Source organism: Stenotrophomonas rhizophila, from assembly GCF_020857975.1.
GTDB classification, from domain to species: Bacteria; Pseudomonadota; Gammaproteobacteria; order Xanthomonadales; family Xanthomonadaceae; genus Stenotrophomonas; species Stenotrophomonas rhizophila_C.
The window spans coordinates 102,639-126,449 of sequence record NZ_JACWUO010000004.1 but is presented as its reverse complement, the minus strand read 5'-3'; the positions used below and the strand labels follow the sequence as shown (position 1 = coordinate 126,449).

Genomic DNA, 23,811 nt, shown 5'->3' with positions numbered 1-23,811 from the left:
CGGCGGTTTGCCTGTAGCTCCATGACCCATGCCCAGCGAGGCCCCTGACATGTCTTCACCCCAGAATTCCGCCGCCCGCGCACCGTTGCAGTTGCACGTGCCCGAGCCCAGCGCCCGGCCCGGCCAGGCCACCGATTTCTCCTATCTCAAGCTGAGCCCGGCCGGCGCCGTGGACAAGCCGCCGGTGGATGTCAGCGCCAGCCAGACCGCGCCGATGACCGCCCAGCTGATCCGGGTGCTGGACGACAACGGCGAGGCGGTCGGCCCGTGGGCGGCCGACATCGACGATGCGCTGCTGCTGCGCGCGATGCGCGCCATGCTCAAGACCCGCGCCTATGACGCGCGCATGCTGATCGCCCAGCGCCAGAAGAAGACCTCGTTCTACATCCAGTGCCTGGGCGAGGAAGCCATCGCGGTCGGCCAGACCCTGGCCCTGCACGATGACGACATGCAGTTCCCCACCTACCGCCAGCAGGGCATCCTGGTCACCAAGGACGTCCCGCTGGTGGACATGATGTGCCAGGTGCTGTCCAACGCGGCCGACCCGCTGAAGGGCCGCCAGCTGCCGATCATGTACTCCTACAAGGATTACGGCTTCTTCTCGATCTCCGGCAACCTGACCACCCAGTACATCCAGGCGGTGGGCTGGGCGATGGCCTCGGCGATCAAGGGCGACACCCGCATCGCCACCGCCTGGGTCGGCGACGGCGCCACCGCCGAAGGCGATTTCCACGCCGCGCTGACCTTCGCCCACGTCTACCGCGCCCCGGTGGTGCTCAACGTGGTCAACAACCAGTGGGCGATCTCGACCTTCCAGGCCATTGCCGGCGGCGAGAACACCACCTTCGCCGCCCGCGGCGTGGGCTACGGCATTCCGTCGCTGCGCGTGGACGGCAACGACCTGCTGGCCGTCTACGCGGCCTCGCGCTGGGCCGCCGAACGCGCCCGCAGCAACCTGGGGCCGACCCTGATCGAGTGGGTCACCTACCGCGCCGGCCCGCATTCGACCTCGGATGACCCGTCCAAGTACCGCCCCGCCGACGATGCCCAGCACTTCCCGCTCGGCGATCCGATCGACCGCCTGAAGCAGCACCTGATCAAGCGCGGGCTGTGGAGCGAGCAGCAGCACGAGCAGGCCCGCACCGACCTCGATGCCGAAGTCCTGCGCGCCCTCAAGGAAGCCGAGACCCACGGGTTGCTCGGCAGCGACAACCGTCCCGGCGCGGCGCTCATGTTCGAAGAGGTCTACAAGGACATGCCCGAGCACCTCCGTCGCCAGCGTCAGCAGTTGGGAGTCTGAACACCATGAGCGGAAACGAACAAGACAACACCGGCGGCACGCCGATGACCATGATCCAGGCGCTGCGCTCGGCGATGGATGTGATGCTGGAACGCGACGACAACGTGGTGGTGTTCGGCCAGGACGTGGGCTATTTCGGCGGCGTGTTCCGCTGCACCGACGGCCTGCAGACCAAGTACGGCAAGCAGCGCGTGTTCGATGCGCCGATTTCCGAGAACGGCATCGCCGGCGCGGCGATCGGCATGGCCGCCTACGGCCTGCGCCCGGTGGCCGAGATCCAGTTCGCCGACTACATCTACCCGGCCTACGACCAGATCGTCTCCGAGGCGGCGCGCATGCGCTACCGCTCCGGCGGCATGTTCACCTCCTCGCTGGTATTCCGCACCCCGTGCGGCGGCGGCATCTACGGCGGCCAGACCCACAGCCAGAGCCCGGAGGCGATCTTTGCCCATGCCACCGGCCTGCGCACGGTGATGCCGTCCAACCCGTACGACGCCAAGGGCCTGCTGATCGCCTCGATCGAAAACGACGATCCGGTGATCTTCCTGGAGCCCAAGCGCCTGTACAACGGCCCGTTCGACGGCCACCACGACCGCCCGGTCACCGCCTGGTCCAAGTACCCGGACAACCTGGTGCCGGAGGGCTACTACAACGTGCCGCTGGACAAGGCCGCCATTGCCCGCGAAGGCAAGGCACTGACGATCATCACCTACGGCACCACCGTGTGGGTGGCCAAGGCCGCCGCCGAAGATGCCGGGATCGATGCCGAAGTGATCGACCTGCGCAGCCTGTGGCCGCTGGACCTGGACGCCATCGTCAACTCGGTCAAGAAGACCGGCCGCTGCATCGTGCTGCACGAAGCCACCCGCACCTGCGGCTTCGGCGCCGAGCTGGTCGCCCTGGTGCAGGAGCATTGCTTCTACCACCTGCAGGCTCCGGTGGAACGCGTCACCGGCTGGGACACCCCGTATCCGCACGCGCAGGAATGGGACTACTTCCCGGGTCCGTCCCGGGTCATCGATGCAATGCAGCGCGTGCTGGAGGATTGAACCATGGGACATCACGTCATCAAGATGCCGGACATCGGTGAAGGTATCGCCGAAGTCGAACTGATCACCTGGAAGGTCGAGGTTGGCGGCCCGGTCGCCGAAGACCAGGTCGTGGCCGAAGTCATGACCGACAAGGCCATGGTCGAGATCCCCTCGCCGGTGGCCGGCACCGTGGTCTCGCTGGGCGGCGTGCCCGGCCAGATGATGGCCGTCGGCAGCGAACTGATCCGGCTGGAAGTGGAAGGCGCCGGCAATGCCAGCGCCGCCAGCGCCGCGGCCGCGCCTGCCGAACCGGCTGCCGCGCCCCAGCCGGCAGCACCGGCCACCGCCGCGCCTGCGGACGCCGTCGAAGCGGCCCCCGTCGTGGCGCCGGCCAAGCCCGCCGCAGCCGCCGCGCCCGCCCCTGCGGCCCAGCACGACGCGCGCGGCGCGGTCACCAACGGCGTGCTCACCGCCGGTGAAGCCCCGCTGGCCTCGCCGGCGGTGCGCCGCCGCGCCTGGGACCTGGGCATCGAACTGCGCTTCGTCCCGGCTACCGGCCCGGGCGGGCGCATCCTGCAGGCCGACCTGGACGCCTATGCCGCCGCCGGCGGCAAGGCCCAGCCGGCGGGTGGCAGTGCCGGCGGCAGCAGCTATGCGCGGCGCACCGGCGAGCAGCAGGTGCCGATCATCGGCCTGCGCCGCAAGATCGCGCAGAAGATGCAGCAGTCGTGGTCGACCATTCCGCATATCACCTATGTGGAAGAAATCGATGTCACGGAAGTGGAAGCCCTGCGCGCCAGGCTCAACACCCGTTGGGGCAAGGAACGCGGCAAGCTCACCCTGCTGCCGTTGCTGGCCCGCGCGGTGGTGCTGGCCGTGCGCGACTTCCCGCAGATGAACGCCCGTTTCGACGACCAGGCCAACATCGTCACCCGCTACGAAGGCGTGCAGCTGGGCATCGCCACCCAGAGCGAGGTCGGGCTGTCGGTACCGGTGGTGGCCCATGCCGAGTCGCTGGACCTGTGGCAGACCGCCGCCGAGATCGCGCGCCTGGCCAACGCCGTGCGCGCGGGCAAGGCCACCCGCGAGGAGCTGTCCGGCTCGACCATCTCCCTCAGCAGTCTCGGCGCGATTGGTGGCCTGGTCTCGACCCCGATCATCAACCATCCGGAAGTGGCCATCGTCGGCGTCAACCGCATCATCGAACGCCCGATGTTCCGCGAGGGCCAGGTGGTGGCGCGCAAGCTGATGAACCTGTCGTCCTCGTTCGACCATCGCATCGTCGATGGCATGGATGCGGCCGAGTTCGTTCAGGCCATCCGTACCCGGCTGGAAACCCCGGCCCTGCTGTTTGTGGAGTAAGCGATGTCGAGCACCCTTGAAACCCAACTGCTGATCATCGGCGGCGGCCCCGGCGGCTACATCGCCGGCATCCGCGCCGGCCAGCTCGGCGTCAAGACCATCGTGGTCGAGGGCGTCAACCCGGGCGGTACCTGCCTCAACATCGGCTGCATTCCGTCCAAGGCGCTGATCCATGCCGCCGAGGAATTCGCCAAGGCCACCGCCTATGCCGCCGGCACCTCGCCGCTGGGCATCAGCGTGCAGGCCCCGGCGCTGGATCTGGCCAGGACCGTGGCGTGGAAGGCCGGCATCGTCAAGAAGCTGACCGGTGGCGTGGCCGCGCTGCTGAAGAAGAACGGCGCGCAGCTGGTCAAGGGCTGGGCCACGATCGTCGACGGCAAGACCGTCGATGTGGCCGGCGCGGCCGAAGACGGCGGCACCCTGCGCATCCGCTGCGAGCACCTGCTGATCGCCAGCGGTTCGGTACCGGTGGAACTGCCGTTCCTGCCGTTCGGCGGCAAGGTCATCTCCTCCACCGAAGCCCTCTCGCCGACCGCGCTGCCGAAGCGGTTGATCGTGGTCGGTGGCGGCTACATCGGCCTGGAACTGGGCACGGTGTACCGCAAGCTGGGCTGCGAGGTCACCGTGGTCGAAGCCCAGGATCGCATCCTGCCGGCCTACGACGCCGAACTGACCAAGCCGGTGGCCACGCACCTGGAGAAGTCCAGCGTGAAGCTGCTCACTGGCCACAGCGTGCTCGGCCTGGCCGACAACGGCCAGCTGCGCGTGCGCGACACCAACGGCACCGAGATCGCACTGGACGCCGACCAGATCTTGGTCGCGGTGGGCCGTCGCCCGAAGACCGACGGCTTCAATCTCGAATCGCTGCAGCTGGATCTGGCCGGCAAGGCGATCAAGATCGACGACCAGTGCAGGACCTCGATGCGCAACGTGTGGGCGATCGGCGATGTCGCCGGTGAGCCGATGCTGGCGCACCGGGCGATGGCGCAGGGCGAACTGGTGGCCGAGATCGTCAGCGGCAGGAAGCGCCACTTCGTCCCGGCCGCGATCCCGGCGGTGTGCTTCACCGACCCGGAAATCGTGGTGGTCGGGCTGTCGCCGGACGAAGCCAAGGCGCAGGGCATCGAGACCAAGGTCGCGCTGTTCCCGTTCGCGGCCAATGGCCGTGCGATGTCGCTGGAATCCACCGATGGCTTCGTGCGTGTCGTGGCACGCAGCAGCGATCACCGCATCCTCGGCTGGCAGGCCGTGGGCGTGCAGGTCTCGGAACTGTCGATCGCCTTCGTGCAGTCCATCGAGATGGGTGCCACGCTGGAGGATATCGCCGGCACCATCCACCCTCACCCGACGTTGGGTGAGGCGGTGCAGGAAGCGGCATTGCGTGCGTTGGGGCATGCGCTGCATATCTAGAAAAACAAACGGCCCGCATTGCGGGCCGTTTGTTCTAGCGGGTAATGGTAGATCCGGGCCATGCCCGGATATTGCGCCTCCGCCCAGGAGGCTTCCGGGAAGACCGTCGGCGTAGCGCTAATGGTCGTGGCGCAGCCTCCGGCAAGCAACAATGCAATGGCACAGACGAGGCGCAGCCACTCAGGCCAAGGTTCGCCGGCATCGTGCTTATCGCCACCAACACCTTCCTACGTGTCCACCCGAAGTGCACTCAGAACACCAGCGGCCAGCGTCAGCGTGGCACCGATCCCCAACGCAAGCATCGGCGCCGTGTCGACGGGGAAAAGGGCAAAGATCAGCGTCATGACAACCCCGCCGACGGTCTGCCCCGCCAGACGGGCCGTGGCCTGCATGCCTCCGGCCGCACCGCTTCTGGCACTTGGCGCCGCCAGGAACATGTTGCGATTGTTGGGCACTTGGAAAAGGCCAAAACCCAGCCCGCACAGCACCGTGAAGATCATCAAGGGGCGCACGCTCTGCTGTAGATCCCACATTGCGGTCGCAGACAGCCCGACCGCCAGGCATGCACCGCCTACCACGCACAGCCAGGCTGTTGAGACGCGATCAGCAAGACGGCCAACCAATGGCGCCGCGATCGCCACCGTCAGGGGCCAGGGCGCCATGTAGAACGCCGTCATCAAGGGGTCCAGCCCGAGATTGTGCTGCAGGTAGAACGGCAGCGCCAGCAAGCCGAGGGTTATGCCGGCGAAACAGCAGAACGATGCGACCACTGAAGTGCGAAACGAAGGCGTGCGCAGCAGGTCTAGAGGAATCAACGGCACCTCCTTCGGCAGTTCCCGTCGGACCAAGGCCGCCAGGGTGATGGCTGCGGCACCGATCAGCAATGCCGCAGGCACCGAATGCGAAGTCAGTAGTTCCATGCCGACGACGAGCGATGCAAACGCGGCTGCGTTCAAGGCGACACTGATCTTGTCGAGGGCGCGCGCCGTGCCCTTGACGTCAGGCAGTGCGCGCGTGGCAAGAAGAACCATTGCACCCAACGGCAGGTTCAGAGCAAATAGCCACGGCCAACTTGCGCCAGCGAGGATCGCTGCGCCGATGGCGGGGCCCGCCGCAGACGAGAGCGCCACGGCCAGCGCGTTCCAGCCGATCGCGGCTCCGAACCGGTCCTGGGGCACGATGGCGCGAAGCAAGGCGATGCCGAGCGCCATGATCGCGGCAGCACCCAGGCCTTGAAGGAAACGCGACGCGACGAGCCAAGGAAGTGATGGCGACACTGCACACAACACGGACGCGGCCGTGAACAGCACAACTCCACCGGTGAAAACCCGGCGATGGCCAAGACTATCCCCCAGCGCAGCGCACGGCAGCAGGGCCATCACCAACGCGAGCTGGTAAGCGGTGATGATCCAGATCGATGTTCCCGGGGACACCTGTAAAGAGCGGGCCATGCTCGGTAGCGCAACGTTGACCACGGCTGCGTCGAGGACCGCGAGAACCATGGCCATCAACACGGCAACAGTCGCGGCAGCCCTCCGTCGCCCAGGCAGCTTGGGGCATTGTTCCATTGCCACCTCCGGTGCGGACGGGGCCGTCACGAGCCTTCCGGTATCCATGTCCCATCGCGATCAACGTACCGGGTAACGCGACGCTCTTCTTTGTCCTCCTTCTTCAAGTCCCGCTCCGTGAAGCGGAACAGCAACGCGGGTCCATTCACGCAGCGTGTGTCGTGGATATCCCCCGGAAGATAGGCCTGGACCTCGCCTGGACGCACCGTTGTCGACCCTCTCTGCACCAACTGAACGCTGCCGTCGGCGCTGACCAGGCGGGCGTAGGTACCCATTTCGATTTCACCCTGTTGAAGTGCATAGATGACCCACCCCCGGCCGTGGTCGTGAGGCGGCCTATACAGCCCCATTGGTTCGGTGTGTGCCAAGAGGACGAACCCATTGAGGGGGTCGCGGTGCAGCTCCTTGTTTGCGGGCGCGTCCCGATGCAGGTCCTCCAGCCAATCCTCCGTGGCCGGCGCCTTGAGGAGATGCTCCAAGTGGCCTCGACACGCAGCGACAACCGCGGTGCTGAGTGGACCCCATTCCTTCGTTATGGCCTCCATCGCGACGTCCAACGAGCTACGAATGGAGCCTGTCTCCAGGCCCTGCGTGGACCGGGAACGTTCAGGGCTGTTCGGTATGTCGTTCAATTTGCTTTTCCTTGACGTGATGGGATGTGAGTTGCACTATGCAACTTCAAGTCAACTTGAGGTCAAGGGGTTTTGGATGGACATCGCCGAGGTGGCAAAGCGGTCTGGCGTGCCCGCTTCAGCGCTGCGCTACTACGAGGAGAAGGGCTTGATCGCGTCGACGGGGCGCTCCGGGCTCCGGCGGACCTTTTCGCCTTCTGTCGTGGACCAGCTTGCGCTGATTGCACTGGGGCAATCTGCCGGCTTCTCCCTCGATGAAATCAAGGTCATGTTTTCCGCGGATGGGCGGACGAACATCAATCGCAGCGCTCTGACAGCGAAAGCCGACGAGGTGGACGCTACCGTCGCAAGGCTAAAGGCGCTGAGCAAGGGTCTGCGGCACGCGGCCGTGTGCCCGGCCAAGAATCATGCTGACTGCCCTACTTTCCAGGGCCTGTTGCGCGCAGCAGGATCGGCCAAGCTTTCCTCGCCTAAACATCGGTCCGACCCAATGTCGCCGACTGCCGCTTTCCAGCGCAGCAGGTAAGTTCACTCGATACCGATCCGGAAATCGTGGTGGTCGGCCTGTCGCCGGACGAAGCCAAGGCACAGGGCATCGAGACCAAGGTCGCGCTGTTCCCGTCCGCGGCCAATGGCCGTGCGATGTCGCTGGAATCCACCGACGGCTTCGTGCCCGTCGTGGCACGCAGCAGCGACCACCGCATCCTCGGCTGGCAGGCCGTGGGCGTGCAGGTCTCGGAACTGTCGATCGCCTTCGTGCAGTCCATCGAGATGGGTGCCACGCTGGAAGATATCGCCGGCACCATCCACCCGCACCCGACCCTGGGTGAGGCGGTGCAGGAAGCGGCGCTGCGTGCGTTGGGGCATGCGCTGCATATCTAGAAAAACAAACGGCCCGCATTGCGGGCCGTTTGTTTTTGCTCTTCGGGCCGCGACCAGACTTCGGCTGTCGGAGCCAGGCGCGCGTTTTCGAGCTGCGCTTTTTCGCGCGCTTTACTTAATCAGGAGACCAGGCGTCGACGCAAATCGTCGAGCAGCCACCGCCCCGCCACACCCAGCGCACGATCACGGCGATGCGCGGCATAGATCGTCAACCCTTCCGATGGCGTTGGATCTTCGTGAACCTCAATCGTCGTGAGTACGCCGATGGCGACCAGGGGTGCGACGAGGTGCTCCGGCATACGGCACCAACCGAATCCCGCCAACAGGAAATCCAACCGGCGGCCCAGATCGACGAATCGCCACAGCCGGGTACCGGCCACGCCATAGTTGGGGCCGTCCGGGTCGGCCGGATCGGAGAGCACCAGCTGGACGTGCGGCGCAAGGTCGCCTTCGGTCGCTGGGCGCCCCAACGTAGCGAGCGGGTGGCCGGGCGACACGACTGCGTGCATGGGTGCGTGCAACAGCGGATAGGCGGCGAGGTCTTCCGGAACACCTGGCAGCAGCAGGCATAGGCCAATGGCGGCAGAACCGCTGCGAAGCCGCCGCAATGATCCCCCCAGCCCTTCGGTTGAAAAATGCACCGGCAGATCGGGAAAGGTTTCGCTGAGCGCACGCAGGCTGTCGATCAACGGCGCGGTCGGCACCAACGGATCGATCGCGATCGTCAGCTCCGGCTCCACGCCCGCCCTCGTACTGGCCGCGACGGCCTCGAAACGGGAGGCGCTTGCCAGCACCAGGCGCGCCTGGTCCACCAGCACGCGCCCCACATCGGTCAGACGCGGGCGGTGGCCGTCGCGGTCGAACAGGGCGACGCCCTGCAGTTCCTCAAGATTGGCCACCGTTTGGCTGATCGCCGACTGGACGCGCCTGAGCTCGCGGCCGGCGGCGGAGAAACTGCCTGTATCGGCGATGGCCACAAGGACGCGCAACTGGTCGAGGGTAAGCGTGCCGATCATTTCCATCTCCGAATCAGATGGAAAGTATCAGATTTTTATCGCTTCCGCCGAAGAAGCCCGGCGCCTAGATTGTTCCAAAGCGCCGCGAGCCATCCAAAGCCCGTCTTCGCCTTCATTGGCTGCGGCGCATCGCTCACCTATTCGGACAGAACCTTCCATGACCCGACTTCTCGTTGTCGAGACCAGCCCGCGCGGTGCTCAATCGGTCTCGCGCCAAATGACCCAACGCTTCCTGGCAGCATGGCGTGCCTCTCACCCGAACGGCCTCATCGTGCATCGCGACCTCGCCGACTCCGGGCTCCCCTTCGTCTCTGCGCGCTGGCTGCAGGCCTACTTCACGCCGCCACCGGCTCAATCGGAAGCGATGAAGGAGGAACTCCAGCTGTCCGATGTTCTGATCGGCGAACTGCTCGCGGCCGATCATCTGGTCATCTCGACACCGGTCTACAACTACAACGTCCCCGCTTCGCTCAAGGCGTGGGTGGACCACATCGTGCGCAAGGGGGCAACGCTCGGCTTCGACGGACGGGGGCTCGTCAAAGGCAAGGCGGCGACCTTGCTGATGGCCTCAGGCGGCGTTTACACCGAAGGATCGCCCATCCGCGACCGCGACCTCGCGACGCAATACCTTCGGCTCATCCTTGGCGTGATCGGCATCGAGAACGTCACCGTTGTCGCTGGCGGCGGGGCAAAAGCCGTGGACTTGCAGGAGCAGACGATGGACGGTTTCCTGGGCGCGCTGCAACCACAGATCGACCGCGCTGCGATGGCCGAGATCGAAATCCAGTACTGAGCCTGCGTTTCCTCTGCCGGCAGCTTTGGCCACCCTGAAGGCGTTGCTGCGCCCTGACCAGCAGGGGGATAGATTCCGAACCTGTCATATCGCGCGATTCCCGCCGTCAAAGCGGAAACAGGTTCTGCACGATGAAGTCCACGAACACCCTGAGCTTGGGCGACAGGTATCGGCTGGAAGGCCACAGTATCCGGAACGTGGTGCGGTCCTGGTTGTAGTCGTCCAGCACAGTGACCAGTTGGCCTTCGTCCAGTAGACGGCGCACGGCGATGTCAGGGATGCAGGCAATACCGAGACCTTGTTCGGCAAAGCATATCTGCGGGTCCAGGGAGTTGGTCACCATGCTGCCTGACAGATCCATGGCGAGCGGCCGTCCGTCCCTGCTCAACGGCCATACGTCGGTTTTGCCGGTGCTGGGATACCGGTACAGCAGGCAGGCGTGGTCGACCAAGTCTTCAGGTCGCTGTGGCACTCCCGTGCGCTGGAAATAGTCCGGAGCGCCGACGATGATTCTCCGGTAAGCGCCAAGTACCCGCGCCATCAACCGGGAGTCGCCGGGTTCACCGGTACGGATCACCGCATCGAAACCCTCTTCGATCACATCGACCAACCGATCCGAGCAGTCGATGTCCAGCGCGACATCGGGATAGCGCCGTTGGAAGTCCGCCAGCGTGGGCATAAACAAGGCGCCTACCGATGGCACGCTGATGCGCAGCTTGCCCTGCGGAGCGCGTTGCGTTTGCAGCAGCTCGGCCTCGGCCGACTCGACCTCGGAAAGGATGCGGCGGCAGCGCTCCAGAAACAGCGCACCTTCCGGCGTCGGGCTGATGGTGCGCGTAGAGCGGTGGAACAGACGAACCCCCAGGCGTTCCTCCAACCGCGCAATGGCCTTGCTGACCGCCGATGCGGAGATCCCCAACTGCTGCCCGGCCGCAGTGAAGCTGCGGCAGTCGCATGCGCGCACGAATACATCAAGCGAACCAAGGCTTTCCATTTGCGGCCTGTCTATTAATGACGTTTATGTCACATATCTTGTTCACTGTAGCCCATTTTTCTTTTATGCGTCTCCCGACACCATGCGCGCTGATGCTCCGCAAGCTCCAGAACGACTTCGATTTAAGGAACCTGGTTTATGAATCACGCAACAGCGCCTGTTCTACCCAAGAGCACCGAACACTTGCCCTTGGGTGGCCTGCTCGCCTTGGCAATGGCAGCCTTCATCACCCTGCTGACCGAGATCATGCCGGCCGGATTGCTTTCTTCCATCGCGCAAGGCTTGAACGTATCTGAAAGCCTCGCCGGTCAGTTCATTACTGCCTACGCGGTGGGCGCGCTGGTCGCCGCCATTCCAGTGACCAGCCTCACCCAAGGCCTGCGGCGGCGCCCGTTGCTCTTGACTGCAATTTTTGGCTTTGCCGCAGTCAACCTGGTCACTGCGTTGTCCGACAGCTATGGCGTCTCGCTGGTGGCACGCTTTTTCGCCGGCGTCTTCGGCGGCATCGTCTGGTCGCTGCTGGCCGGCTATGCGGTGCGCATGTCGCCGTCGCATCTCAGTGGCCGGGCGATTGCGATATCCGGCGCCGGCGCAACCATCGCGTTGGTGCTCGGCGTACCGCTCGGGGCATTGCTTGGCCGCGCGATCGGCTGGCAAGGCGCGTTCGGGTTGATGAGCGCCCTGGCGCTCCTCCTTATGGCGTGGGTCGTTGCCGTCGTCCCCGACTTCCCTGGCCAGACCCGGGCACAGCGCCAACCTCTCTCCAGCGTATTTCTGAAAACCGGTATCCGCGCCGTACTGTTCGTTGTGTTCACCTTCGTTGTTGCCCACAACATTCTCTACATCTATATCGAGCCCTTCCTCGAGCCTTCCGGCCTGTCAGCGAACGTGGATATTGTCCTGTTCGTCTTCGGTCTGGGTTCGATCATCGGCCTGTGGTTCGTCGGTGCCATGGTCGATCGCCGGCTGCAGCTTCTTGCCCTGACCAGCATCATGATCTTTGCCGTCGCGTCCCTGCTGCTGGGTCTTTGGGGCGACCTTGCGCAGATGGTCTACCCGTCGGTGGCGATTTGGGGCCTTGCTGTCGGCGGCTTTGCCACGATCACTCAAACGGCATTGTCCCGCTTTGCCGGCGAGTCGGTGGACGTGGCGCAATCCATGTACACCACGGGCTGGAACACCGCGGTGGCCAGCGGCGGCGTTGTTGGCGGAATCCTGCTCGACCGGTCAGGCGTGGCGTCCTTTGCCTGGATCGTCATCGGCATTCTTGCCGTCTCGTTGCTGGGCGTCGTCTTCGCCATGAACAGAGCCCTGGCGGTCAAGAACTGAGAGGACGTGCGCCCCGATCAGATCGGGCGCATGGGCCCGCGCGCCCTGCTGACGTGAGGGTCTTCATCAGACCTCACGTTCCTGCATCGGCGCTACCGCCAGCCGGCTCTGCCGGCCGGCGGTAGTCACCGAAGGAGGTCAACTCACTCCCACTCGATCGTCGCCGGTGGCTTCCCGGAGATGTCATACACCACCCGCGACACCCCCCTCAGCTCATTGATGATCCGGTTGCTCACGGTACCCAGGAACTCATACGGCAGGTGCGCCCAATGGGCCGTCATGAAATCGATGGTCTCCACCGCGCGCAGCGCGATCACCCACTCATACGCGCGTGCGTCGCCGACCACGCCCACCGACTTCACCGGCAGGAACACCGCGAAGGCCTGGCTGGTCTTGTCGTACAGGTCGGCCTTGCGCAGTTCTTCGATGAAGATCGCGTCGGCCTTGGCCAGCAGTTCGGCGTATTCGCGCTTCACTTCGCCGAGGATGCGCACGCCCAGGCCCGGGCCCGGGAACGGATGGCGGTAGACCATGCTGCGCGGCAGGCCGAGCTCGACGCCGAGGCGACGCACTTCGTCCTTGAACAGCTCACGCAGCGGCTCGACCAGGCCCAGCTTCATGTGCTCCGGCAGGCCGCCGACGTTGTGGTGGCTCTTGATCACGTGGGCCTTGCCGGTCTTGCTGCCGGCCGACTCGATCACGTCGGGGTAGATGGTGCCCTGCGCCAGCCACTTGGCGTTGCTCAGCTTGTTGGATTCTTCATCGAAGATGTCCACGAACAGGTTGCCGATGATCTTGCGCTTGGCTTCCGGGTCGCTGACGCCTTCGAGCTTGGCGAAGTAGCGGTCGGCGGCATTGACGCGGATCACCTTGACGCCCATGTGCTCGGCGAACATCGCCATCACCTGGTCGCCTTCCTGCCAGCGCAGCAGGCCGGTATCGACAAACACGCAGGTCAGCTTGTCGCCGATCGCCTTGTGCAGCAGCGCGGCCACGACCGACGAATCGACGCCGCCGGACAGGCCCAGGATCACTTCGTCCTCGCCGACCAGTTCGCGCACGCGGGCGATCTGGTCGTCGATGATGTTGGCCGCCGTCCACAGGGTGCCGCAGCCGCACACGTCGACCACGAAGCGGCGCAGCAGCGCCTGGCCCTGCAGGGTGTGGGTCACTTCCGGGTGGAACTGCACGCCGTACCAGCGCTTTTCTTCGTTGGCCATCGCCGCGACCGGGATGCGGTCGGTGGTGGCGGTGACGGTGAAGCCCGGCGGGGCCACCGAGACGTGGTCGCCATGGCTCATCCACACGTTCAGGCGCGGTTCGCCGGCGTGGTCGCTCAGGCCCTTGAACAGCGCATCGGGGGCGACGACGTTGACTTCGGCATGGCCGAATTCGCGCTGGTCGGCAGCTTCGGTGGCGCCACCGAGCTGGGCGGCCAGGGTCTGCATGCCGTAGCAGATGCCGAAGATCGGCAGGCCGCTGTCGAACACTTCCTGCGGCGCGGCCGGCGCGCCGGGCAGCGTGGTCGATTCGGGGCCACCGGACAGGATGATGCCCTTGGCGCCGAACGCGGCGATCTCGGCCGGGTTGTGGTCCCAGGCCCAGATTTCGCAGTACACGCCGATCTCGCGGATGCGGCGGGCGATCAGCTGGGTGTACTGCGCGCCGAAATCAAGGATGAGGATCTTGTCGTTATGGATGTTGGTCATGGTGCCCGGGCAATGCTGGAGTGAATACGGGGAACACAGAAACGATTGCGGCGGCCGATAGAGAAAGAGGAACGGGAATCTGCTTCCTCGTTCCTCTTTGCTCGTGCCACGTCAGGCGCGGTAGTTCGGCGGCTCTTTGGTGATCTGCACGTCGTGGACGTGGCTCTCACGCTGGCCGGCGCCGCTGATCTTGACGAACTTGGGCTTGGTGCGCATGTCTTCGACGGTGCCGCATCCCACGTAACCCATGGTGGCGCGCAGGCCGCCCATCAGCTGGTGGATGATGCCGCCGACCGGGCCGCGGTACGGCACGCGGCCTTCGATGCCTTCGGGCACCAGCTTGTCGGCGCTGGAGGCGTCCTGGAAGTAGCGGTCCTTGGAGCCCTTCTCCATCGCGGCCAGCGAGCCCATGCCGCGGTAGCTCTTGTACGAACGGCCCTGGAACAGCTCGGTTTCGCCGGGCGATTCCTCGGTACCGGCGAGCAGGCCGCCGATCATGATGGTGGAGGCACCGGCAGCCAGCGCCTTGCCGATGTCGCCCGAGTAACGGATGCCACCGTCGGCGATCAGCGGAATGCGGTCCTGCAGCGCCTCGGCGACCAGGTCGATGGCGGTGATCTGCGGCACGCCGACGCCGGCGACGACGCGGGTGGTGCAGATCGAGCCCGGGCCGATGCCGACCTTGACCGCGTCCGCACCGCTGTCCAGCAGCGCCAGCGCGGCTTCGCCGGTGCAGATGTTGCCACCGACCACCTGCACCTGCGGGAAGTGCTTCTTGACCCAGCTGACGCGGTCCAGCACGCCCTGCGAGTGGCCGTGGGCGGTATCCACCACCAGCACGTCCACCCCGGCGGCGACCAGCGCCTCGACCCGGCGGTCGGTATCGCCACCCACGCCGACCGCGGCGCCGACCAGCAGGCGGGTGGCGGTGTCCTTGGCGGCGTTGGGGTAGTCGGTGTTCTTCTGGATGTCCTTGACGGTGATCAGGCCGCGCAGGGCGAACTCGTCGTTGACCACCAGGATCTTTTCGATGCGGTTGCGGTGCAGCAGCTGCAGCACTTCTTCCGATGCGGCGCCTTCCTTGACCGTGATCAGGCGATCCTTCTTGGTCATGATGTGGCGGACCGGATCGTCCAGCTCGGTTTCAAAGCGCATGTCGCGGTGGGTGACGATGCCCACCAGCTGGCCGCCGCCATCCACCACCGGCACGCCGGAAATGTTGCGCGCCTGGGTCAGGGCCAGCACGTCGCGGATGGTGGTTTCCGGGCCGACCGTGATCGGGTCGCGGATGACGCCGGCCTCGAACTTCTTGACCCGGGCCACTTCGGCGGCCTGCTGCTCCACGCTGAGGTTCTTGTGGATGATGCCCATGCCACCGAGCTGGGCCATGGCGATGGCCAGGCGTGCTTCGGTGACCGTGTCCATGGCCGCGGAGAGGATCGGAAGCTTCAGCCGCAGGTCGCGGGTCAGCCGGGTTTCCAGGCTGACATCCTTGGGCAGGATCAGGGAGTGTGCGGGGACGAGCGAGACGTCGTCGTAGGTGAGAGCTTCAGCCTGGATGCGCAGCATCGGCATACCCGAGATGTGGGGAAGCGCGACATTTTACCCTGATTCGGGCCCGATGGGCAGGGGGCCGGTGCGACGCTGTGTCGCGCCGGCAAACGCCGGTTCAGGACGGTGGAATGCGACCGATGAATCCGCCAAAGCCAACCAGCGGTAGTGCCGGCCGCTGGCCGGCTCCTCATGATCCTTCGGCGGCACTACGGGGTTGCCGGCCAGCGGCCGGCACTACCGGGCGGGTTTACGGGCCGCACGACCAACGGTCGTGCGCTACCCCGGCGCGTCAGGTGCCGGTAGGTGCCGACCGTTGGTCGTCACGCCGTTCCCGGGTCAGAACGCTTCTGCGGCTTCGATGGTGTTCTGCATCAAAGTCGCCACGGTCATCGGCCCTACCCCGCCCGGGACCGGGGTGATCCAGCTGGCGCGGGTGGCGGCGGCATCGAAGCCGACGTCGCCGACCAGACGGCCGTCGTCGAGGCGGTTGATGCCCACATCGATCACCACGGCCCCGGGCTTGACCCATTCGCCCGGGACGATGCCCGGGCGGCCCACGGCCACCACCAGGATGTCGGCATTGCGCACCGACTGCTCCAGCACGTCCTTGGGGGTGAACTTGTGGCAGCTGGTCACGGTGCAGCCGGCGATCAGCAATTCCAGGCCCATCGGCCGGCCCACGTGGTTGCTGACCCCGACGATGGTGGCGTTGCGGCCACGCACTGGCTGGTCGGTGTGGCCCAGCAGGGTGACGATGCCGCGCGGGGTGCACGGGCGCAGGCCGAACTCGCGCAGGGCCAGGTGGCCGACGTTTTCCGGGTGGAAGCCGTCCACGTCCTTGCGCGGGTCGATGCGGTGGATCAGCCGGCTGGCGTCGGGGATGCCCGGCAGCGGCAGCTGCACCAGGATGCCGTGGATCCTGGGATCGGCATTGAGCTGGTCGATCAGGGCCAGCAGCTGGGCTTCGCTGGTGCCGGCCGGCAGGTCGTAGTCGAACGCTTCGATGCCGACCTTCTCGGCCGCCCGGCGCTTGTTGCGCACGTAGACGCTCGAGGCCGGGTCACCGCCCACCAGCACCACCGCCAGCCCGGGCCGGCTGCCACCGGCGGCCAGGCGGGCGTCCACGCGCACCTTCAGGCTGTCCAGCAGGTCTTCGGCGATGCGGCGCCCGTCCAGGATGCGGGCGGTAGCGGCGGGTGCGGGGGTCGGTGAGGTCATCGAGGGCGGCAGGCGTGGGGCGGCGGGGAGGCTATTGTCCCCGATTCAGGCCGCCCCGCCCACCGTTGGATGGGCCGGCGGGTTGCCGACGGCGGCCGGTAACCCGCGCTCGGACGGACCGCCTGGTTGCCGGCCAGCGGCCGGCACTACCGGTCACTCTGCCTGGTTGCCGGCCAGCGGCCGGCACTACCGGTCACTCTGCCTGGCTGCCGGCCCGCGGCCGGCACTACCGGTCATTCTTCCTCTTCGGGAATCTCGTCGGCGTTGAGCGTGCGCGCCTTGCGCCTGGGCGCGGTGAACGGGGTGGGCGTGGGCACGCCCGGCAGCGCGGTGCCGAACACCATGTGCGCGCCGGCGCGCAGGCTGCCGCCGGCCATTTCCAGTTCGAACCGCTCGGCGTCGCGTTCGCGGATCTGGTCGGCGATTTCGCGCGCATCGTCCGGGTCGGCGCCCAGTTCGGTCAGCGCGGCCTGGCCGAACAGCAGCGCCGATTCGAAGGTTTCGCGCACCTGGTAGTCGACCCCGGCGTGGATCAGCCGCAGCGAGTGTTCGCGGTCGAACGAGCGCACCAGCAGCTTGGCCTGCGGGAACTGGTGGGCGACCAGCTCGACGATGCGGTCGGCGTCCTGGGCGTTGTTCACGCACACCGCCACCGCACGTGCGCTGGCCGCGCCGGAGGCGTGCAGCACGTCCAGCCGGGTGCCGTCTCCGTAGTAGATCTTGAAGCCGAAGCGTTCGGCGTTGTGGATCATGTCCACGTCGTTGTCGATGATGGTCACGTCCACGTCGCGCGCCAGCAGCGACTGGCTGGCGACCTGGCCGAACCGGCCGAAACCGATCAGCAGCACGCTGCCGGACAGGCCGTCGGCCGCTTCCACGCCTTCCAGCGAGACTTCGCGGTCGGGCATCAGCTTGTCGTGCAGCAGCACGAACAACGGGGTCAGCGCCATCGACAGCACCACGATCGCGGTCAGGTTGGCATTGACCTCGATCCCGATCACGCCGGCCGCGGCTGCCGCGGAGAACAGCACGAAGGCGAATTCGCCGCCCTGCGCCATCACCACGCCGCGGTCCAGCGCCTGGCGGTGGTCGCTGCCCATGATCCGCGCCACGCCGTAGATGCACACCGCCTTGGCCAGCATCAGCGCGAACACGCCGGACACGATCAGCGGCCAGTTGTTGGCCACCACGGTCAGGTCCAGCGCCATGCCCACGCTGAGGAAGAACAGGCCCAGCAGGATGCCGCGGAACGGCTCGATGTCCGCTTCGATCTGGTGGCGGAAGGTGGATTCGCTGAGCAGCACGCCGGCCAGGAACGCGCCCATCGCCATCGACAACCCGCCCAGCTGCATCAGCAGCGCCGCGCCCAGCACCACCAGCAGGGCGGCGGCGGTCATTACCTCGCGCGCCTTGGCCGCGGCAAGGATGCGGAACAGCGGATTGAGCAGGAAGCGCCCGACCAGCACCAGCCCGACGATGGCGCCGGCGGCGATGCCGATGCTGACCCAGCGCGAGCTGTCGCCGGCGTCGGCCTGTACCGGCGCCATGAACGCCACCACTGCCAGCAGCGGCACGATCAGCAGGTCTTCGAACAGCAGGATCGAGACGATCTTCTGCCCGGACGGCAGGGCGATGTCGCCGCGTTCGGCCAGCAGCTGCATCACCACCGCAGTGGAGGTCAGCACGAAACCGAACGCACCAATGAAGGCCACGTTGACCGGGAAACCGAACAGCATGCACACCCCGGTGAGCACCGCGCCGCAGACCACGATCTGCAGCGTGCCCAGCCCGAAGATCTCGTTGCGCAGGCTCCACAGGTGCGAGGGTCGCATTTCCAGCCCGATCACGAACAGGAACATCACCACGCCCAGTTCGGCGGTATGCAGGATGGCCTGCGGGTCGGAGAACCAGCCAAAGCCGAACGGGCCGATCGCCAGCCCGGCGGCGAAATAGCCCAGCACCGAGCCCAGCCCGAGCCGGCGGAACAGCGGCACCATCACCACCGCCGCGCCCAGCAGCGCCACGACTTTCACCAGCTCACTGGCACCTGCTTCGACCGCCATGCGGTTGTTCCCTGGGCTGCGTATAGAGGGTTAACGATAGGGCAAAGCGATGGACGGCAATAGCATCCATGTTGCGTTTTATCGTGCTGAATACAGAACGATCCTGCGGTTTGAACCCGGCGGCGTCCTGAAATCGAACAGAACCGAATGCGGCCGGACCCCGCGAAAAGCAGCCGGGCAGAGCCCGGCGCTACCACATCCCGTAGAGCCGGACTCTGCCCGGCTTGGGTCAGACTCCGCGAAAAGCAGCCCCGCGCCACGGTCCCGCCCACATCCCGTAGAGCCGGGCTCTGCCCGGCTTGGGTCAGACCCCGCGAAACGCAGCCGGGCAGAGCCCGGCGCTACGGTTCTACGCGCTGCAGAAGGCCGCGTAATCGATATAGCCGGGGAAGGCCCGGCCGGGGGCGCATAGCGGGCAGGCCGGGTCCGGGGCCAGCCGGGTCTGGCGGAACTGCATGCCCAGCGCATCGAAGCTGAGCAGGCGGCCGACCAGCGGCTCGCCGATGCCAAGCAGCAGTTTGAGCACTTCGGTGGCCTGCAGCAGGCCGACCATGCCCGGCAACACCCCCAGCACCCCGGCCTGCGCGCAGTTGGGCGCGAACTCGGCTGGCGGCGGCTCGGGGAACAGGCAGCGGTAGCACGGCGCCACGCCACGCTGGCGGCCGGCGTCGAACACGCTGACCTGGCCGCTGAACCGCTCGACCGCGCCATATACCAACGGGATGCGGTGCTGGATGCAGGCATCGTTGAGCAGGTAGCGCAGCGGGAAATTGTCCGAGCCGTCCAGTACCACGTCCACGCCTTCCAGCAGCGCGTCGATGTTGTGCGATGTCACCCGCGCCTGCACCGCCTCCACGTCCAGCCCCGGGTTCAAGGCCAGCAGCCGTGCGCGCGCCGACAACACCTTGGGCTGGCCGACGCTGGCATCGGTATGGATGATCTGCCGGTGCAGGTTGCTGCGCTCCACCACATCGTCGTCGGCGATGCGCAGGTGCCCTACCCCGGCCGCCGCCAGGTAGAAGCTGGCCGGTGCACCCAGCCCGCCGGCGCCCAGCACCAGCACGCGCGAGGCCAGCAGGCGCTTCTGACCCTCGATACCGACCTGCGGCAGCAGCAGATGACGCGAATAACGCTCGTTGAAATCGCGCTCGGCGTCGCTCTGCAGCGGCTGCACCAGTGGCAGTCCGGCCGCGCCCCAGGCGGTGGTGCCACCATGGACCGAGGCGATCCGGGTATAGCCCAGCCCAGCAAGAAAGACCGCCGCCTGCATCGAACGCCTGCCGCTCTGGCAGATCAGGACGATCTCCCGGTCCGCGGCCGGCAGGTGCGTGGCCGGCTCGGCCTGCAGATCGCCCGAGGCGATGCCGAGCGCGCCTTCGGCCATGCCGGTGGCACGCTCGTGCGCCTCGCGCACGTCGATCAGCAGCGCGCCATGGGTGAGGCAGGCGCGGGCGTCGGCCGGAGAAAGTTCGGGGATGTCCATGGCACGATTATCGCGCAGGCATGCCGGCGGTAGGGCCGGGCCATGCCCGCACGGCGGCGGGTAGGTCCGAGCCATGCTCGGACGGCCACGCGAAGCGTGGCAATGACCGAAGCAGCCGGGCAGAGCCCCCCCCAAGACAGCCGGGCAGAGCCCGGCTCTACGTGGGATTTATCGGCCCTTGACGTGCTTGATCAGGCGCCGCTTGCGCTTGATCTGGCGTTCGGTCAGCACGTTCTTCTTGCCCTCGTACGGGTTCACGCCCTCGCGGAAGATGAACTGCACCGGCGTGCCCACCAGCTTGAAACGCTTGCGGAAGAAGTTCTCCAGATAGCGTTTGTACGACTCCGGCAGATCCTTCAGCCGCGTGCCGTGCACGATGAACGTCGGCGGGTTGGAACCGCCCGGATGCACGTAACGCAGTTTGGAGACGTGACCGCGGATGGCCGGCGGCGGGTTGGTCTCATAGGCCACTTCCAGCGCCTTGTTGACCTCGCTGGTGCTGAACTCGTGCGTGGCCGAGGCATGCGCGGCGTGGATGCAGCGGAACAGCTCGCGCAGGCCCGAGCCGTGCTTGGCCGAGATCCGCACCACTTCGGCCCACGGCACAAAGCCCAGCTTGCGCGACACCAGGGCTTCGGCCTGCTCGCGCTGGTAGTCGGTCAAGCCGTCCCACTTGTTGATCGCCACCACCAGCGCACGCCCGGCGTCTAGCACCGCGCCCAGCACGCTGGCGTCCTGGTCGGTCACGCCTTCGGCCGCATCCAGCATCAGCACCGCCACCTGGCATTGCTCGATCGCCTGCAGCGTCTTGATCACGCTGAACTTTTCGACCACCTCTTCCACCCGCGCCTTGCGGCGCAGGCCGGCGGTGTCGATCAGGCGGTACTCGCGGCCGTCGCGCTCCATGTCCACCGCGATCGAGTCGCGGGTGGTACCGGGCACTTCGGAGGCGATCATGCGCTCCTCGCCCAGCAGCAGGTTGACCAGGGTCGACTTGCCTACGTTGGGGCGGCCGACGAAGGCAATGCGCACCCGGCCCGGGTCGGTATCCAGGGTTTCGGTGGTGCCTTCCTCGGGCAACCGCTCGACCACTTCATCGAGCAGGTCGTCCAGGCCCTGGCGGTGCGCAGCCGACACGGTCAGCATTTCGCCGAAGCCGTAGCGGGCGAACTCCGAGCGCACGGTATCTTCGTTCATGCCGTCGATCTTGTTGATCAGCAGCAGGGTCGGACGCGCCAGTTTGCGCAGCCAGGACAGGATCTCGTCGTCCATCGGGCCCTCACGGGCATCGACCACGAACAGGATCAGGTCCGCCTCGGCGGCGGCGGCGCGGGCCTGGCGCGCGGTTGCGCCGGCCAGGCCTTCTTCTTCACCGGCGATGCCGCCGGTATCGACCACCAGGAATGGGTGGTCCTCATTAAGACGACAAACACCGTAATTACGGTCCCGGGTCACGCCGGGCTGGTCATGGACCAGCGCGTCGCGCGTACGGGTAAACGCATTGAACAGCGTGGACTTGCCGACATTCGGCCGTCCAACCAGGGCGACCAAGGGCAGCATCGCGGTAACTCCTTATTGTGCCAACCGGAACGCGGTCAGCTTTCCATCAACGTTCTGCACCAGCAGAATCCCATCGGCGGACACCGGCTGCGCCAGCAGGGCGTCGCCGCCACTCTTGGCGCGCGCCGCGAACTCACCGTTATCGGTCCGCAACCAGTGCAGATACCCCTTGTAGTCACCGACCACGATGTAGTCGCCGTGCACCACCGGACCGGTCAGCGAGCGCCGGGCCAGGCCGGTCTGCGACCACATGGCAGAGCCACTGGTTTTGTCCAGGCCGAACACGCCGCCCTTGTTGTCGGTGACGAACACATTGCCCGAGGTCAGGGCCACGCCGCCGGCGCCGCCATGATCGCGCGACCACAGCGGACGGCCGGTCGGGCCTTCGATCGCCATGGTCTGGTTCTTGAAACTGCTGACAAACAGCGTATTGCCTTCCAGCACCGGCGCGCCGTCCACGTCGGACATGCGCTCCAGTTCGGTGCGGCCTTCGCCGTTGGCGACCATCTGGTCCCACACGGTGCGGCCGTCGGTCATCGCCAGCGCCGACACCGAGCCGTCATCGTTGCCGATGAACAGCACGCCCGGGCCGGTGACCACCGCGGCATTGCCGCGCACGGTCAGCGCCGGCAGTTCGCGCGGGTTGAACCAGCGCTGGGTGCCGTTGCTGACGTCGAAGGCGGTGACGCGGCCATCGTTGCTGCGCACGAACACCATGCCCTGGCCAATGGCCGGGGCCGAAATCACTTCACCGCTGACCTTGGCGCGCCACTTCTCGCTGCCGTCGTTGGCGTCCAGCGCGATCACCTGGCCGTCCAGGGTGCCGATCACCACCAGGCCTTCGCCGACGCCGGGGCCACCGGACAGGCGCAGCTTGGGCTGCTTCTTGACCTTGGCCGGCTCGTAGGTCCAGACCTTCTTGCCGGTCTGCAGGTCGATCGCATGCACGCCACCGTAGATGGCCGCCGCGTAGACGCGGCCATCGGCCACTACCGGGCCCTGACGCACACCGATGCGCTTTTCGCCCTTGCCGACGTTGACGCTCCAGAGCCTGTCGACCTTGGCGGTCGGCTCGAACTTGACCAGTTCGGCCGGTTCCAGCGCCTTCTTGGCGGCGGCATCCTTGCCGGCGAACCAGCCCTTGACGGTGCTGCAACCGGACAACGCCACACCCAGCACAACCAGGGTGGCAACACGCTTGATCATGACCATCTGCTTCATTACACCGACTCCGCAGGATCGGTGACGGTGCCACCGGCATCCATCACTTTGGTTTCCAGCAGGCGCCGCTGCGGCGCTGCCACGTCCAGCGTCTTGAGCGCCTTCTCATACTGCCCGCGGGCGGCATCACGCTTGCCCTGCGCCATCAACGCATCGCCATGGATCTCCAGGCTGGCGCTGTCGGTGGCGCTGCCAAGCGCCTTGATTGCTTCGTCGGCCTTGCCGGTGGCCACCAGCAGGCGCGCGATGCGCTGCTCGATCACCGGCTGGAATTCCGGGTCGGCCTCGATCGCGCGCAGGGTTGCCAGCGCGTCTTCGTTCTTGCCGGCCTCGACCTGGGCCTTGGCCAGCTGCAACGCGGCCAGGTCCGAATAGATGTTGGCCTTGCCCGCGTCGAGCGCCTTGACGCCCTTGGCGGCCTGCGCCAGGTCCTTGTCCTGCAGGTGCTTGAGCACCGCCTGGTACTGGACGTTGGCGCCGGCCAGCGAGTTGCTGGCTTCCTTCTGCCACCACTGCCAACCGGCGATGCCGCCGATGGCGATCGCCACGCCGGCGAGGATGCTGACACCATTCTTCCGCAGCCAGCTGCGGACGCGTTCACTTTGTTCGTGCTCGTCGAGCAGGTCGTCGATCGCCATGCGTACTCTCGCCCCGCCCGTAAGGAGGAGCTATTTGAATTGGATTGG

General features: G+C 66.4%; 20 protein-coding genes. 8 read left to right on the top strand and 12 right to left on the bottom strand.

Features of this window, described 5'->3' with window-relative positions; all coding sequences use genetic code 11:
- Positions 1 to 49 precede the first annotated feature (49 nt).
- Genes IC535_RS05660 through lpdA form a run of 4 tightly spaced genes read left to right on the top strand, consistent with a single transcriptional unit; the run spans position 50 to position 5,103 of the window.
- Entirely contained in the window at positions 50 to 1,300 is a 1,251-nt protein-coding gene (locus IC535_RS05660; RefSeq protein ID WP_228885115.1) for a 3-methyl-2-oxobutanoate dehydrogenase (2-methylpropanoyl-transferring) subunit alpha, read from the top strand.
- A gap of 5 nt (positions 1,301 to 1,305) precedes the next feature.
- A complete protein-coding gene (locus IC535_RS05655) occupies positions 1,306 to 2,349 on the top strand; it encodes an alpha-ketoacid dehydrogenase subunit beta (protein ID WP_228885117.1) in 1,044 nt (347 codons plus the stop codon).
- 3 nt (positions 2,350 to 2,352) lie between these two features.
- Positions 2,353 to 3,693, top strand: a complete 1,341-nt coding sequence (locus IC535_RS05650; protein WP_228885119.1) for a dihydrolipoamide acetyltransferase family protein — start codon at positions 2,353 to 2,355, stop codon at positions 3,691 to 3,693.
- Between the two features lie 3 nt (positions 3,694 to 3,696).
- Complete coding sequence (gene lpdA, locus IC535_RS05645; RefSeq protein WP_228885121.1) at positions 3,697 to 5,103, top strand: dihydrolipoyl dehydrogenase; 1,407 nt, start codon at positions 3,697 to 3,699, stop codon at positions 5,101 to 5,103.
- A gap of 227 nt (positions 5,104 to 5,330) precedes the next feature.
- On the opposite strand, the gene IC535_RS05640 is transcribed toward lpdA, so the two are convergent.
- Both IC535_RS05640 and IC535_RS05635 read right to left on the bottom strand, forming a co-directional pair.
- Positions 5,331 to 6,671: an MFS transporter gene (locus IC535_RS05640; RefSeq protein ID WP_228885123.1), complete on the bottom strand. Its 1,341-nt coding sequence runs from the start codon at positions 6,669 to 6,671 to the stop codon at positions 5,331 to 5,333.
- A 26-nt stretch (positions 6,672 to 6,697) separates the two neighbouring features.
- Positions 6,698 to 7,150, bottom strand: a complete 453-nt coding sequence (locus tag IC535_RS05635) for a hypothetical protein (protein ID WP_228885125.1) — start codon at positions 7,148 to 7,150, stop codon at positions 6,698 to 6,700.
- Between the two features lie 88 nt (positions 7,151 to 7,238).
- Here IC535_RS05635 and IC535_RS05630 point away from each other — a divergent pair, with 88 nt between their 5' ends.
- On the top strand, positions 7,239 to 7,829 hold the full coding sequence (locus IC535_RS05630) for a helix-turn-helix domain-containing protein (RefSeq protein ID WP_343238239.1): 591 nt from the start codon (positions 7,239 to 7,241) through the stop codon (positions 7,827 to 7,829).
- Positions 7,830 to 7,852: 23 nt separating this feature from the next.
- Positions 7,853 to 8,185, top strand: coding sequence for a hypothetical protein (locus IC535_RS05625; RefSeq protein ID WP_324250472.1), 333 nt, complete (start codon positions 7,853 to 7,855; stop codon positions 8,183 to 8,185).
- A gap of 119 nt (positions 8,186 to 8,304) precedes the next feature.
- Here the strand turns inward: IC535_RS05625 and IC535_RS05620 are convergent, their stop codons facing one another.
- Entirely contained in the window at positions 8,305 to 9,201 is an 897-nt protein-coding gene (locus IC535_RS05620; protein ID WP_228885128.1) for a LysR family transcriptional regulator, read from the bottom strand.
- A 157-nt stretch (positions 9,202 to 9,358) separates the two neighbouring features.
- On the opposite strand from IC535_RS05620, the gene IC535_RS05615 reads away from it, so the two are divergent.
- The gene (locus IC535_RS05615) at positions 9,359 to 9,994 is read left to right on the top strand and encodes an FMN-dependent NADH-azoreductase (protein WP_228885129.1); all 636 of its coding nucleotides are present in this window, start codon (positions 9,359 to 9,361) and stop codon (positions 9,992 to 9,994) included.
- A gap of 106 nt (positions 9,995 to 10,100) precedes the next feature.
- Here the strand turns inward: IC535_RS05615 and IC535_RS05610 are convergent, their stop codons facing one another.
- Entirely contained in the window at positions 10,101 to 10,988 is an 888-nt protein-coding gene (locus IC535_RS05610; protein WP_228885130.1) for a LysR family transcriptional regulator, read from the bottom strand.
- 138 nt (positions 10,989 to 11,126) lie between these two features.
- Here IC535_RS05610 and IC535_RS05605 point away from each other — a divergent pair, with 138 nt between their 5' ends.
- The gene (locus IC535_RS05605) at positions 11,127 to 12,317 is read left to right on the top strand and encodes an MFS transporter (RefSeq protein ID WP_228885133.1); all 1,191 of its coding nucleotides are present in this window, start codon (positions 11,127 to 11,129) and stop codon (positions 12,315 to 12,317) included.
- A 143-nt stretch (positions 12,318 to 12,460) separates the two neighbouring features.
- Here IC535_RS05605 and guaA read toward each other — a convergent pair whose 3' ends face one another.
- From guaA to IC535_RS05565, 8 genes are all read right to left on the bottom strand, one after another.
- Positions 12,461 to 14,026 (bottom strand): glutamine-hydrolyzing GMP synthase, encoded by a 1,566-nt coding sequence (gene guaA / locus IC535_RS05600; protein ID WP_228885136.1) that lies wholly within the window; start codon positions 14,024 to 14,026, stop codon positions 12,461 to 12,463.
- Between the two features lie 111 nt (positions 14,027 to 14,137).
- Entirely contained in the window at positions 14,138 to 15,595 is a 1,458-nt protein-coding gene (gene guaB / locus IC535_RS05595) for an IMP dehydrogenase (protein ID WP_228885138.1), read from the bottom strand.
- 321 nt (positions 15,596 to 15,916) lie between these two features.
- Positions 15,917 to 16,798, bottom strand: coding sequence for a bifunctional methylenetetrahydrofolate dehydrogenase/methenyltetrahydrofolate cyclohydrolase FolD (gene folD / locus IC535_RS05590; protein ID WP_228885140.1), 882 nt, complete (start codon positions 16,796 to 16,798; stop codon positions 15,917 to 15,919).
- 233 nt (positions 16,799 to 17,031) lie between these two features.
- Positions 17,032 to 18,861 (bottom strand): monovalent cation:proton antiporter-2 (CPA2) family protein, encoded by a 1,830-nt coding sequence (locus tag IC535_RS05585; RefSeq protein ID WP_228885142.1) that lies wholly within the window; start codon positions 18,859 to 18,861, stop codon positions 17,032 to 17,034.
- Between the two features lie 349 nt (positions 18,862 to 19,210).
- Positions 19,211 to 20,344, bottom strand: a complete 1,134-nt coding sequence (gene moeB / locus IC535_RS05580; RefSeq protein ID WP_228885144.1) for a molybdopterin-synthase adenylyltransferase MoeB — start codon at positions 20,342 to 20,344, stop codon at positions 19,211 to 19,213.
- A 168-nt stretch (positions 20,345 to 20,512) separates the two neighbouring features.
- The gene (gene der / locus IC535_RS05575) at positions 20,513 to 21,904 is read right to left on the bottom strand and encodes a ribosome biogenesis GTPase Der (protein ID WP_228885146.1); all 1,392 of its coding nucleotides are present in this window, start codon (positions 21,902 to 21,904) and stop codon (positions 20,513 to 20,515) included.
- Between the two features lie 12 nt (positions 21,905 to 21,916).
- Positions 21,917 to 23,125 (bottom strand): outer membrane protein assembly factor BamB, encoded by a 1,209-nt coding sequence (gene bamB, locus IC535_RS05570; protein WP_228885148.1) that lies wholly within the window; start codon positions 23,123 to 23,125, stop codon positions 21,917 to 21,919.
- Positions 23,125 to 23,763: a YfgM family protein gene (locus IC535_RS05565; protein ID WP_228885149.1), complete on the bottom strand. Its 639-nt coding sequence runs from the start codon at positions 23,761 to 23,763 to the stop codon at positions 23,125 to 23,127. The genes bamB and IC535_RS05565 overlap by 1 nt, the downstream gene beginning before the upstream one ends.
- Positions 23,764 to 23,811 lie beyond the last annotated feature (48 nt).

What these genes read in the sequence shown, in the direction of transcription:
- IC535_RS05615 (WP_228885129.1), top strand. Translation starts at nt 9,359, where the DNA reads ATGACCCGACTTCTCGTTGTCGAGACCAGCCCGCGCGGTGCTCAATCG.
- IC535_RS05610 (WP_228885130.1), bottom strand. Translation starts at nt 10,988, where the DNA reads ATGGAAAGCCTTGGTTCGCTTGATGTATTCGTGCGCGCATGCGACTGC.
- guaA (WP_228885136.1), bottom strand. Translation starts at nt 14,026, where the DNA reads ATGACCAACATCCATAACGACAAGATCCTCATCCTTGATTTCGGCGCG.
- moeB (WP_228885144.1), bottom strand. Translation starts at nt 20,344, where the DNA reads ATGGACATCCCCGAACTTTCTCCGGCCGACGCCCGCGCCTGCCTCACC.
- guaB (WP_228885138.1), bottom strand. Translation starts at nt 15,595, where the DNA reads ATGCTGCGCATCCAGGCTGAAGCTCTCACCTACGACGACGTCTCGCTC.
- IC535_RS05630 (WP_343238239.1), top strand. Translation starts at nt 7,239, where the DNA reads ATGGAGCCTGTCTCCAGGCCCTGCGTGGACCGGGAACGTTCAGGGCTG.
- IC535_RS05660 (WP_228885115.1), top strand. Translation starts at nt 50, where the DNA reads ATGTCTTCACCCCAGAATTCCGCCGCCCGCGCACCGTTGCAGTTGCAC.
- der (WP_228885146.1), bottom strand. Translation starts at nt 21,904, where the DNA reads ATGCTGCCCTTGGTCGCCCTGGTTGGACGGCCGAATGTCGGCAAGTCC.
- IC535_RS05585 (WP_228885142.1), bottom strand. Translation starts at nt 18,861, where the DNA reads ATGGCGGTCGAAGCAGGTGCCAGTGAGCTGGTGAAAGTCGTGGCGCTG.
- IC535_RS05650 (WP_228885119.1), top strand. Translation starts at nt 2,353, where the DNA reads ATGGGACATCACGTCATCAAGATGCCGGACATCGGTGAAGGTATCGCC.
- IC535_RS05620 (WP_228885128.1), bottom strand. Translation starts at nt 9,201, where the DNA reads ATGATCGGCACGCTTACCCTCGACCAGTTGCGCGTCCTTGTGGCCATC.
- folD (WP_228885140.1), bottom strand. Translation starts at nt 16,798, where the DNA reads ATGACCTCACCGACCCCCGCACCCGCCGCTACCGCCCGCATCCTGGAC.
- IC535_RS05565 (WP_228885149.1), bottom strand. Translation starts at nt 23,763, where the DNA reads ATGGCGATCGACGACCTGCTCGACGAGCACGAACAAAGTGAACGCGTC.
- lpdA (WP_228885121.1), top strand. Translation starts at nt 3,697, where the DNA reads ATGTCGAGCACCCTTGAAACCCAACTGCTGATCATCGGCGGCGGCCCC.
- IC535_RS05640 (WP_228885123.1), bottom strand. Translation starts at nt 6,671, where the DNA reads ATGGAACAATGCCCCAAGCTGCCTGGGCGACGGAGGGCTGCCGCGACT.
- IC535_RS05655 (WP_228885117.1), top strand. Translation starts at nt 1,306, where the DNA reads ATGAGCGGAAACGAACAAGACAACACCGGCGGCACGCCGATGACCATG.
- bamB (WP_228885148.1), bottom strand. Translation starts at nt 23,125, where the DNA reads ATGAAGCAGATGGTCATGATCAAGCGTGTTGCCACCCTGGTTGTGCTG.
- IC535_RS05605 (WP_228885133.1), top strand. Translation starts at nt 11,127, where the DNA reads ATGAATCACGCAACAGCGCCTGTTCTACCCAAGAGCACCGAACACTTG.